11 protein-coding genes are annotated in these 11,693 nt (G+C 64.6%); 10 read left to right on the forward strand and 1 reads right to left on the reverse strand.

The window, feature by feature from the left end; genetic code table 11:
• Positions 1-79: 79 nt before the first annotated feature.
• Positions 80-1,099, reverse strand: a complete 1,020-nt coding sequence (locus tag QZY48_RS14685; protein WP_295432017.1) for a KpsF/GutQ family sugar-phosphate isomerase — start codon at positions 1,097-1,099, stop codon at positions 80-82.
• A 177-nt stretch (positions 1,100-1,276) separates the two neighbouring features.
• Between QZY48_RS14685 and QZY48_RS14690 the strand changes: the two genes are divergently transcribed.
• From QZY48_RS14690 to hisG, 10 genes are all read left to right on the forward strand, one after another.
• A complete protein-coding gene (locus QZY48_RS14690; RefSeq protein WP_295432020.1) occupies positions 1,277-2,227 on the forward strand; it encodes a hypothetical protein in 951 nt (316 codons plus the stop codon).
• Entirely contained in the window at positions 2,224-3,378 is a 1,155-nt protein-coding gene (locus QZY48_RS14695; RefSeq protein WP_295432022.1) for a hypothetical protein, read from the forward strand. The genes QZY48_RS14690 and QZY48_RS14695 overlap by 4 nt, the downstream gene beginning before the upstream one ends.
• 6 nt (positions 3,379-3,384) lie before the next feature.
• Positions 3,385-5,688, forward strand: coding sequence for a hypothetical protein (locus tag QZY48_RS14700; protein WP_295432024.1), 2,304 nt, complete (start codon positions 3,385-3,387; stop codon positions 5,686-5,688).
• Between the two features lie 411 nt (positions 5,689-6,099).
• A complete protein-coding gene (locus tag QZY48_RS14705) occupies positions 6,100-7,053 on the forward strand; it encodes an ATP-binding cassette domain-containing protein (RefSeq protein WP_295432027.1) in 954 nt (317 codons plus the stop codon).
• A complete protein-coding gene (gene mlaE / locus QZY48_RS14710; RefSeq protein WP_295432029.1) occupies positions 7,054-7,866 on the forward strand; it encodes a lipid asymmetry maintenance ABC transporter permease subunit MlaE in 813 nt (270 codons plus the stop codon).
• Between the two features lie 33 nt (positions 7,867-7,899).
• Positions 7,900-8,370 (forward strand): outer membrane lipid asymmetry maintenance protein MlaD, encoded by a 471-nt coding sequence (gene mlaD / locus QZY48_RS14715; RefSeq protein ID WP_295432032.1) that lies wholly within the window; start codon positions 7,900-7,902, stop codon positions 8,368-8,370.
• Positions 8,367-8,984, forward strand: coding sequence for a phospholipid-binding protein MlaC (locus QZY48_RS14720; protein ID WP_295432033.1), 618 nt, complete (start codon positions 8,367-8,369; stop codon positions 8,982-8,984). The genes mlaD and QZY48_RS14720 overlap by 4 nt, the downstream gene beginning before the upstream one ends.
• Positions 8,981-9,286: an STAS domain-containing protein gene (locus QZY48_RS14725; protein WP_295432036.1), complete on the forward strand. Its 306-nt coding sequence runs from the start codon at positions 8,981-8,983 to the stop codon at positions 9,284-9,286. Before QZY48_RS14720 ends, QZY48_RS14725 begins: the two co-directional genes overlap by 4 nt.
• A 223-nt stretch (positions 9,287-9,509) precedes the next feature.
• Positions 9,510-10,790 carry a UDP-N-acetylglucosamine 1-carboxyvinyltransferase gene (gene murA, locus QZY48_RS14730; RefSeq protein ID WP_295432039.1) on the forward strand — a complete coding sequence of 427 codons (1,281 nt, stop codon included), beginning with the start codon at positions 9,510-9,512 and terminating at the stop codon, positions 10,788-10,790.
• 38 nt (positions 10,791-10,828) lie between these two features.
• On the forward strand, positions 10,829-11,476 hold the full coding sequence (gene hisG / locus QZY48_RS14735; protein ID WP_295432042.1) for an ATP phosphoribosyltransferase: 648 nt from the start codon (positions 10,829-10,831) through the stop codon (positions 11,474-11,476).
• The last annotated feature ends 217 nt before the right edge of the window (positions 11,477-11,693 follow it).

Genomic DNA, 11,693 nt, shown 5'->3' on the forward strand with positions numbered 1-11,693 from the left:
GACAACGACAACGACAACGACAACGACAGCGTACCCGGGATCTCGGCCACCACATCAGTTCTGATCGCACCCCTGGCCTCTACACCACCCCCGCCCGCAGCAGGTCGTGCATGTTCAGGGCACCGATCGGGCGGCCCTCGTCGTCGATGACCAGGAGTCCGTTGATCGAGCGGGACTCCATCAGCCCCAAGGCGGCGGCGGCCAGGGACGAAGCGGCGGCGGTGATACCGCCGCGGGTCATCACCGTGTCGATGAGCGTGTGGTGGACATCGAGGCCGTGGTCGAGGGCGCGGCGCAGGTCGCCGTCGGTGAAGACGCCGACCAGGATACCCACCTCATCGACGACCGCGGTCATCCCCAGCCCCTTATGCGACATCTCCTCCAGGGCCGCCATGAGCGTGCTCCCCAGGGCGACCCGCGGCATCCGGTCCCCGCGGTGCATGATGTCTCCCACATGCAGCAGGAGGCGCCGCCCCAGGGTGCCGGCGGGGTGCGAGCGAGCGAAATCCAGGGCGGTGAAACCCCGGCTCTCCAGCAAGGCGACCGCCAGGGCGTCGCCCATGGCCAGGGTCGCCGTGGTGCTGGAGGTCGGCGCCAGACCGAGCGGGCAGGCCTCGCGGGTGACGCTCACGTCCAGGTTCACGTCGGCCTCCCGGGCCAGGGTCGAGTCGGGGCGCCCGGTCAGGGTGATCAGGGGTACACCCAGGCGCTTGATGGTCGGCAGTATAGTCAGCAACTCCGCGGTTTCTCCTGAGTTCGACAGCGCCAGGACCGTGTCGCGCGGGGTGATCATCCCCAAATCCCCGTGGCTCGCCTCCCCGGGGTGGATGAAGAAGGCGGGACTGCCGGTGCTGGCCAGGGTGGCGGCGATCTTGCCGCCGATGTGCCCGGACTTGCCCATGCCCATCACCACGATGCGCCCCTCGCAGGCGAGCAGATAGCGGCACGCCTCGACGAAGGGCGCCGCGATGCGCTCACTCAAGGCGCCCACCGCGGCGGCCTCAGTCTCGATGACCGCCCGCCCCAGGTCACGGATGCGGGCCTCCTGGCCGGGGGCCAGATCCTGCTTGCGGGCGCCGAGTCGGCGTGGTTCGGTCATCGACAATTCTCGGGCGACGGGGTGGTCGGTCGGCGCCATCTTAGGCCCGCCGCAACCATACACCAAGAACCGCGTGAAATCCTCGCCCACGGCGCGACACTTGCGAGTGTGTCCCATTTGGGCGATAGTTAGCGCAGTGACGGGCACTGCGGCTGAAAGGAGGGGAATGTGCGGGCGATGCTTGAACTGCTGTGCAGCGGCCCCGAGGGCAGGGTCTTGCTGTGCAATATCATAGATGCCCTGTTGGATGCTTCGATCGGACCCGCTACGGTCGCCAAGCTGCTTGACGACTGCCTGGCCACACATTGCGCCCGGCCGGCGCAAACGGTCGCGGAATTGGTGCAGCGGTTTGCCGACAGCGCCCTACAGGTTCCTGGCCCGGCGGGTTCACCAAACCTCCTGCTCGCCTGCCCGACCCCCTTGAATGGTCCATGCCAGGACGCGCCAGTCAGCACAGTCTTGGAGTTCGGGACCCTCGACACTTATTTCCTTGACTCGTCGGTGGTGAAACGGGGGCATGGGGTCGCCCTCGCCCACCCGGACCCAGGGGATCCGGCTCTGGGCGACGCGATCACGGACCTGTCCGGTCATCCGGATGCCTTCCTTGATAACGCGCGGTTTGGCGGCGGTCCGCGGCCGCTGTTCTGGGTTACGCCAACTCGACAGCTATTCGAGGGTCGACCGATGTCGCCGGGCCTGGCGGAGGATGCACGCGATGTTCTCGGGCTGATCCATTTCGGCACGGGAGACATTCTCGTCGAAATGCAACTCCCGGCAGGGACGACTGCCGGTCACCGCGGCGCCAGACCGACCTTTGCCGATGCCGGGACGCACGCGCGTTTTCGGCATCGCCCGGATGCCTCGCCCGGCCGCTGCGGACCCGGCTGGGGAATGACAGTCGCCCTCCACCTTCTCGCCGCGAGGGATGTCAATATCGATGGCTCGCCGGAGCGGGTGATGGCGCCGCTGATGCTCAAAGACGCGGGGATGCTCAACTTGCGCCCGCTCGGCGCGGTACCGACTGACCGCGGCGACACGCTAGCCGATGACCACGGTGCCTTTGCCGAGTGCCTGCACCCCGGCGAAGATCGCGATGCTTTGATTGATCGATTGATGAAACTGATATGAAAACGCGCATTGAGGACGTGGCGCTCCTGGAGGGCTACGACGCCAGGGCCTTTCGGGATTGGCTTACCCGGGGATTTCGGGATTACAGGCATCCCAAGGGGATAAGCCAGGCCTTCGCACCGCTGAACGCCTGCGTCGGAAGGGAACAGGACCCGACGCTGGAACTACGGGTGGTCCACGAACTCCTGTCCGGCACGGCGCAAGGGCAACTGCGCGCGGGACTGGCTTTGGCCGTCCAGGACCTGAATTTCCGTGCGGCAAACCTGGGTCTGATGAAGGAACTGTTCCATTTCGCGGGACGTATCAAGGCCACGGAGGTCCTCGACGCGGCCCTGACCCAGATTGGAACCGGCCCCTTCGGTCGACCAGATCGCCCCGAGACTGCCGATCTCTTCGCCTTCATGCTCGGCATTGTCGCCGGGATGGCGCCGGGCACGGGCGTCGCCGATACGCTGCGGCATCTGGTCGGCTCCCCGCCCTTCGCGTCCGACTATGCCCCTCTGGTCTTTGTCGGACTGTGCCGTGCGGAGCCTGCGCGGTTTCCTGAGCATCTGGCGTTCCTACGCGGCCATTTCGAGGTCCTCCACGCGGCTGTCGGGACATCCGGTGCCGAACTCACGGCCCGGCGTTTCGCTTGGTATGTGCCTTTGGACCTGATCGCCGGGCACCTCTACCGGTTGGCTTACTCTCTGGATGATAAGCGCGAACCTTGGCGGTTGGACAATTGGTTGATAAATGCCCTTTTCACAGGCGTCAGTCCGTCTTTGCGTCTTTTGCCCCGGGCCGATGGCGGGGAGTTTGAGCCGAATCGGATATATGACGATTTCTGGATCGCCCGGTTGGGCGGGGAGTCGCCCCTGGGCGTTCAAGTGGTCCGCCCTACGGTGCGCTCCGATTCTGATCGCCGTCTTGACCAAGTCTGCTCTCGTTACCTCAATCGGTTGGCCAAGCCAAAAAGCGGCGGGCAGGTATCGACAGTGGGCTTGCCTGAGCGCGGTGGACCGGAGTTTTTGTTCCGCACGGAGGTATCGGTTAATTCATCTGGAAATATGTGGGGGTTTTTTTGTGCGAAGGAAGAACCGCAAGCGCTGGATGAACTGGTGTCGCTCCTGCAGTCGCCGCGCCCGATTTCCGTCAGCACTAGGAGGTAGAAGCTTATGGCGACGTCGATCGACCACGCGGGTCACTTGAGTGCCTTCCTCACCCTGAAGTCGGCCGCACTCTTGCGGTTGACGCTGGAACGTTGGCGAGTGGATCGGCAATTTGAAGAGGAAGGGGGCCGCATCGTCTACGCTGTGGATAACGACGTGGTCAATTTATTCGCCAACCCCAAGAATAAAGCGAAGTATGCCCACGTCTTCGACGATAACATCGGCAATGATGTACAGGTCCTGGCTTGGGTGCTGGCCCAGTTCATCTTCTACCGTCTCTCTGGCCGCGACCCATTGCTACTGATCCCACCTCATCACCGGGAGGTTGAGGACTTTGTGAGGACGATAGACTGCGGGGTGTCGGCCTTCACCGCGAAGGCTAGTGCTGAAGTGGCGGTTCTGGAGAGGTTACGTGCGAGATACGGATCAGAGCGTGATATGGACGCTCTGGTGCAGGGAATCGAGAGCGAGGCTGGCACGTTGGTTCAGTTATTATACAATGCGGACGTTGGGGGAGGACCGTTCTGCGAACTCAGGCGGATAACTCGGCTGTTGCGTGACGTACGTATCCTGCATTACGAACGCTATGTCGAAAAGCCCGACGGACCGGTGTTGCCCGTATTGTATGATGATTTATATCAAGAGGATCGCGATACGTTAAACGGGCTTATCAATGAATGGAAGCTGAGACTGGCTAAGCACAAGAGCAAGGAAACAAGAGATAATCCCTTCGATCACGATGCAGAGGTTCTTGCTCGGCTGGAATGGACTAACAGAAGGATTGGGCCGAGTCGGCGTCTGATACTCATTTCGGGGGACCATGCTTTGTACAAGGCCGCCCGCGACCATGACTTCGTTCCGGGTGTTCGGTTCGCGGATCTATTTGTCCGCGATCCCCGGGTTTTTCTCGCCGCTCCGGACTTACTTTCCGGGAGGGGGGCGGGTGCCCAGTCGGACCCGTTGCGCTTGGGATTGGTCGATTGGCTGGACATCCTGTTTGCTCGTTTTGAGCCGCTTGCACCGGCATACCTCGCAGGCCTTCGTCGTTTGGTTATTCGCGCGAGTCCCGCGGAGGGCGCGGCCTTGGCCGAGACTTTTTCGCGCGATCAAGCCGATTGGGTCGATCGGCTACGCCGTGAGTGGGGTGAGTTTGTCAGGCTCGCGGCACTGGACGCGAACCTGGTTCCTGACCATGACTTGGCGACTCGGCTGGGTCAGGAGATTGCCGGTGTCAATGAGCAGGACCTGAGGAAGACCCTGGAACAGCGCTCGTGGAAGGCGCGCCTGGAAGTCGGTCTGATGGTGGTGGATGCAGGGTTTTGGTCCACCGCGGCGGCCGAAGCCGAGACCCGTGATCTGCCCGCGCGCGGCGTCCCTGCCCTGCGCTTTCCGCCTTTTCCGAAGGCTAAGCAATACGCGGACTTTCTTGTCCGCACCCTCACACGGGAACCGCCAACAGGCGACCATCCGGCACTCTCTGAATTGCGCAAAGAGGACCCTAGCGGCTATACCGCCTTCCTCGTTCATGCCTTGGGGTTTGCCGTCGCTGGCCGTTGGTCCACGACCGCCCTCCTCGCGGGCCTCGCACTGGAAATCACCGACCGGCAGACCGGACAGGCTGACCGGAATCCGGACAAACCCATCCGCGGGGTGGCGGCCGCCTACCTGCTGGCGATCGCCCTGCGACACGGCTCCCGTAAGGCCGCCGACCTGGTTCAGGTGCGGCACTATCTCCAGGATGCCGAGCGGCGTTGCGCAGGCAAGCCGGACCTGCGACTGGCCGCGGAGTGGGTCGCACTCGACCTCACGTACCACCATTACCGCGTCTTTTTGCATGAGCCACTGCCCCCTGAGATACCGTCCCTGGAAGGATGCCAGGAACGTCTGTTACAACTGGCTAACCGATTACAGACCGAAGAGGAACCGGACGAGACCATCCGTTTGGCCCTAGAAAAACAGGTGCTGACCAACATCTTCAGCGTCATGTTGTTGCGCCGCTACAAGGAAGATGCGCCTAACCCACAGTTGGGTACCCACGTAGACCAGCTCCTGATTCGATTCCACAAGGTGATGGATGACCAAGGGCAACCGCGGCTCCGGTCTATTACCTGTTTAACCCAGGCCGTCTATCTGGCAGCGTGTCACGAGTTCGGCGACACGACCGAACAGACGCGCAATCGGGATAAGGTGACCATGTTCCGTGGGAAGGAGCGTGATCCGTCCTGCCAGGTTCTTCCCTATGACCGAGCCCGCTTCGCGTTTCTTGCTGAGCACATGGGCGCCGACGGGGTGCTGCACATCAAGACCTGAGTTACATCAATGCGTTTGGGTGCCGCACTGGTCGGGTGTGTATCGGTCTCGGATCGTCGCGACGAAGACATCATGGGACCTCATCGCGATGAAGGTCCCGCTTTGTTACCCGATGGCCTCGGGGGATTGTGAGGATCGACGACCGCCCACATCTGGTGTTGCACATCGTCGAACTGACGGCGTCGCAGATGGTGCCATCGAAATGACGCGGATCGAAAAATATTTCCAGCGACAGCACTGTCTTTCCGAAGCGCTTTCCCCAATCCCACGCCAGGCAAGGCTTGAGCAGGACCAGTGGGTTAGGTCGGTTTCGCGCTATGCCTGATGTTTGGTGTCGCTTGACGGCCCCAGCTAAGGTCTGGATAATTGCCCGTTTTCTTTACGAACTCAGCAACAGGCGGACCGGTCACCATGGGACGGGGACATAACGACCATCCCCCCGACAGCACCCCGGGCGGAATCCTGATCGGCGACGGGAGCCTGGGCGCGGCCGGGTCGTCGACCAAATCCCCCTGCGCCCGCGTGGCGCCGGGGGTCGCCGTGAACCCGGTGTCGAACGGGGACGACTGCCTGGTGCGGATTCGGGGCCTGAGCTTCTCCCACGGGTCGCGGGTGATCTTCGACCGGGTCGACCTCGACATTCCACGCGGTGCCGTGACCGCCGTGATGGGCCCGAGCGGCACCGGCAAGACCACCCTGCTGAAGCTCATCAGCGGTCAGTTGCGGCCGGACGCGGGGTCCATCGAGGTCGACGGGGAGCCGGTCCAGGCGCTGGGGCGCGCGGCGCTCTACCAACTGCGCCGCCGCATGGGGATGCTGTTTCAGAGCGGTGCCTTGCTCACGGATCTCAACGTCTTCGACAATGTGGCCTATCCGTTGCGTGAGCACACGGACCTGAAGCCGGCGATCCTCCGTAAGCTGGTCCTGCTGAAGCTGGAGGCGGTGGGTCTGCGCGGCGCCCGCGACCTGATGCCAAGCGAGCTGTCGGGCGGGATGGCCCGGCGCGTAGCCCTGGCCCGCGCGATCGCCCTGGACCCGATGATGATTCTCTATGACGAGCCCTTCACCGGCCAGGACCCGATTTCCATGGGCGTGCTGGTGACCCTGATCCGCCAGCTCAACGACGCGAGTCGCATGACCAGCATCGTGGTTTCCCATGACGTGCGGGAGACCGCGAGCATCGCCGACTTCATCTATATCATCGCCGGCGGCCGGGTGATGGCCCAAGGGACGCCGGCCATGATCGCCGCGGAGCGCTCGGCCTGGGTGCGCCAGTTCATGGACGGGCTGGCGGACGGGCCGGTCCACTTCCACTATCCGGCGCCCGCCCTGGCGGCCGACCTGCTGACCCGGGGGTTGGGCTAGATGGGCCGGCGCGCCCGCGCGCTGGCGGACGGGCTCCTGAACCCACTGGCCCGGCTTGGGCAACGGGGGCTTAAGGCCCTGGCCGGGCTGGGGCGGGCGAGCCTGCTCCTCGTGGGCATCCTGGCGGGTTCCGCACAGTTGCTGCGGCGCCCGCGCCTGCTGCTTGCCCAGGTCTACAACGTCGGGGTCCTGTCCGTGCTGATCGTGGCGGTGTCCGGCTTCTTCGTCGGCATGGTGCTGGGGTTGCAGGGCTTTTATGTCCTGTCTCAATTCGGGGCCAAGGAGAGCCTGGGGGTGATGGTCGCCGCCTCCCTGGTGCGTGAACTGGGCCCGGTGGTCACGGCGCTCCTGGTGGCCGGGCGGGCCGGCTCGGCCCTGACCGCCGAGATCGGGCTGATGAAGGCGACGGAACAACTGTCGGGGCTGGAGATGATGGCGGTGGACCCGGTGCATCGCATCCTGACCCCGCGTTTCTACGGCGGCCTGATCTCGATGCCGCTCCTGGCCGCCCTGTTCAGCGCGGTGGGGGTGCTTGGCGGTTATTTCGTCGGGGTCGGACTCCTCGGGGTCGATGACGGCGCCTTTTTCGGTCAGATGCAGGCCAAGATCGACTTCCGTGAGGATCTCGTCAACGGCGTGATCAAAAGCCTGGTGTTCGGCCTGGTGGTCGCCTGGATCAGCCTGTTCCAAGGGTATGATGCAACCCCCACCTCCGAGGGCGTGAGCCGGGCCACCACCCGGGCGGTGGTCCATTCGGCCCTGGCGGTGCTGGCGATCGATTTCGTCCTGACGGCCCTGATGTTCGGTAATTGATGTTCGGTAATTGATGTTCTGGGAACTGGAGTCATGGCCAAGCAGCACACGATCGAGGTCTGGGTCGGCGCCTTCATGGCGGTGGGGTTCATCGCCCTGTTCTTTCTGGCCATGCAGGTCAGCAATCTGAGCGCCAATGCCGCCGCCGACGGCTATCGGGTGAGCGCGCGCTTCACCAACGCGGGCAGCCTCAAGGCGCGGGCCCCGGTCAGCATGGCGGGGGTGCGGGTCGGGCGGGTAGAGGAGGTGCGTCTGGACAAGAACACCTACGAGGCGGTGGTCGTCATGCGTATCGACAAGGGGGTGGACAGCATTCCGACCGACACCTTTGCGAACATCTTCACGGCCGGGCTGCTCGGCGAGCAGTATGTCGGCCTGCAACCCGGCGGGAGTCAGGACTATCTGCGCGACGGGGACGAGATCACCCAGACCCAGTCGGCCCTGATCCTGGAACAGTTGATCGGTCAATTTCTATTCAAGAAGGCAGAGGAGGGCGGCAAATGATGACGCGACGTGACTTACTGTTACTCGTGACCCTGTGCCCACTGCTGTGGGGGGCGGCCGTGCCGGCGTCGCCGGACGACGCCACGGCGCTGGTGAAGCGTACCGCCGAGAAGATGCTGAGCACCCTGGAGGCGCGCCGCGCCGAGGTGAACAAGAACCCGGCCATCATCTTCGGCATGGTCGATGAGATCCTGGCGCCCCACTTCGATTTCCAGAAGATCACCCAGGGCGCCCTGGGCCCGCAGTGGCGCGCGGCCACCCCGGCCCAGCAGAAGGCCCTGACGGACGGGTTCAAGCAGGTGCTGGTGCGTACCTATGCGCGCTCGCTGCTCAATTACTCCGGCCAGGAGATCCGTTATCTGCCGGTGCGGCCGGGCACCCGGGACAACACGGTCACCGTCTCCACCGAGGTGCGGGCGGCCGGTGCGACGCCGGTGCCGATCGACTACCGCATGTACGATAACGGCGCGGGCTGGAAGGTCTACGACGTGATCGTCAACAACGCGAGCCTGGTCAGCAATTACCGCAGCAGTTTCGCCACGGAGATCCGCGCGAAGGGCATCGACGGGCTGATCACCAAGCTCGGCGAGATGAACCGCAAGGGCCAGGGTTGAAGACGCGCCTGATCGCGACCGGCGAGGGCTGCGTGCGGGTCGAAGGGCCGCTGGACTTCGACACCGTGGGCCCGCTGGTGGCGGCGGGCGAGGCGCTGCTGCGGCGCCCCGGTGCGCTGCGGATCGATCTGGGCGGCGTGAGCGCCGCCAACAGCGCCGGCCTGGCCCTGCTGCTGGAGTGGCTGGATATCGCCCGCTCCCGCCGGATCACGCTGAGCTATCTGCATCTGCCCGAGTCACTGCTGCGCATTGCCGCCTTTTCCAACCTCGCGGCACTGCTGCCAGTAGAAGAAGTACGTTAGTTGTCGTTGTCGTTGTCGTTGTCGTTGTCGTTGTCGTAATCGTACTCGGAGAGGCAATGCGCTTTGGGGTGCGAGAGAATCCGGGGGTTACGATAACCTCGATTACGACAACGACAACGACAACGACAACGAACATGGCGCTATAGGCAGTCCCCCAATGGAATTGTTTAGCTTACTGGTGAACCGTTCCTAACATACTCCCGTACTTTCTTCCGAGGTTCTGATGGATAAACTACTCATCACCGGCGGCACCCCGTTGCACGGGGAGGTGCGCGCGTCCGGCGCCAAGAACGCCGCGCTGCCGATCCTGGCCGCTACCCTGCTCGCCGAGGGGCCGGTGACGCTGACCAATGTGCCGCGCCTGCGCGACATCCGCACCACGCTGGAGCTGCTCCGGCGCCTGGGCGCCCACCTGACGCAGGACGCGGACGGGGTGGTGCGGGCAGAACCGCGCCGGCTTACCAGCTTCGCCGCCCCCTATGAGTTGGTGAAGACGATGCGCGCCTCGATTTTGGTGCTCGGGCCACTGGTCGCCCGCTACGGTCAGGCGGACGTGTCCCTGCCCGGCGGCTGCGCCATCGGCGCCCGGCCGGTCAATCTGCATATCGACGGACTCAAGGCGATGGGCGCCGAGATCACGGTCGAGGGCGGTTACATCCGTGCCCGTGCTGATCGGCTCCATGGTGCCCGGCTGATGTTGGAGACGGTTACCGTCACCGGCACCGAAAACCTCCTGATGGCCGCCGTCCTGGCCCGGGGCGAGACGCTGATCGAGAACGCCGCCCGCGAGCCCGAGGTGGCGGACCTGGCGGACTTCCTCAGCGCCTTGGGCGCCCGTATCGAGGGTGCCGGCACTGACCGCATCCAGATCCAGGGCGTCGATCGGCTGGGCGGGGCCGAGTTCGCCGTCATGCCGGACCGCATCGAGACCGGGACCTTCCTGGTCGCCGCCGCCATCACCGGCGGCCGAGTGCGGGTCCTGCAGACCCGCCCGGATTGCCTGGAGGCGGTGCTCCAGAAGCTCAAAGAGTGCGGCGCCCAGGTCGCGACCGGACCCGACTGGATCGAGGTGGACATGCGCGGCCAACGGCCCCGGGCGGTGGACATCCACACCGCCCCCCACCCCGCCTTCCCCACCGACATGCAGGCGCAGTTCTGCGCCCTGAACAGCATCGCCGACGGGGTGGGGGTGGTGGCCGAGACGGTGTTCGAGAACCGCTTCATGCATGTGCCGGAACTCCAGCGGATGGGCGCCGATATCCGCATCGACGGCCACCTGGCGATTTGCCGGGGGGTCCCGCGTCTGACCGCCGCCCCCGTGATGGCGACGGATCTGCGCGCCTCCGCCGGCCTGGTGTTGGCGGGGCTCGCGGCCGAGGGTGAGACCCTGGTGGATCGCATCTACCACCTGGATCGCGGCTACGACAACATCGAGGCCAAGCTCGCCGGGCTCGGTGCCGCCATTCGCCGTACCGCCGGGGGCGCGGACGCGGGCGCATCATGAGCACGCCTGCCGCCGCTCAGAGCCAGCCGGTCGCGCCCCTGGCACTGGACGCACCCCTGACCATCGCCCTGTCCAAGGGGCGGATCTTCGATCAGACCTTGCCGCTGCTGGCCCAGGCCGGAATTCACCCGCTGGAAGACCCCGAAACCAGCCGCAAGCTGATCCTTGAGACCAGCAACCCACAGGTCAAACTGGTCATCATCCGCGCCAGCGATGTACCCACCTATTGCGAATACGGTGCGGCCGACCTGGGCGTGGCGGGCAAGGACGTGTTGCTGGAGCATGGGGGCGAGGGGCTCTATGAGCCGCTCGATCTGCGGATTGCCTGCTGCCGCCTCATGGTGGCCGGCCCGCCGCAGCCCTCGACGCCGCGCTCCGGGCGCCTGCGCATCGCCACCAAGTATGTAAGAAGCGCCGAGCGCTATTACGCCGCCAAGGGCCTGCAGGTGGAGATCATCAAGCTCTACGGCTCCATGGAATTGGCGCCCCTGGTGGGCCTGGCCGATCTGATCGTCGACCTCGTGGAGAGCGGCAATACGCTCAAGGCCAATGGCCTGGTTCCCCTGGAGCACATCGCCGACATCAGTTCCCGCTTGGTCGTCAACAAGGCGGCCTGGAAGATGAAGCACGCCGCCGTGTCGGCCTTGCTCGGGGTCTTGCGGCGGGCGGTGGCGGGAAGAGAATAGTACGTGAGTACGTGAGTACGTGAGTACGTGAGTACGGGCGTACCTGGGTAAGCGCACTCGCGCTCGTTTGTCTGGACGCGAACCTTAAGTCAGTTCAAAGCAGTGCGTTATCGGCGTTCGGCGATACACCCGGCGGGTAATCCGGGGGGCCTTGATCATCTATCCGGCCACTTTGCTGGACGGGAGGTCGCTGGTCCGCACAGCGGACCCTACGGGC

The sequence above is a fragment of the uncultured Thiodictyon sp. genome (assembly GCF_903828115.1).
In the GTDB taxonomy this organism is placed as follows: Bacteria; Pseudomonadota; Gammaproteobacteria; order Chromatiales; family Chromatiaceae; genus Thiodictyon.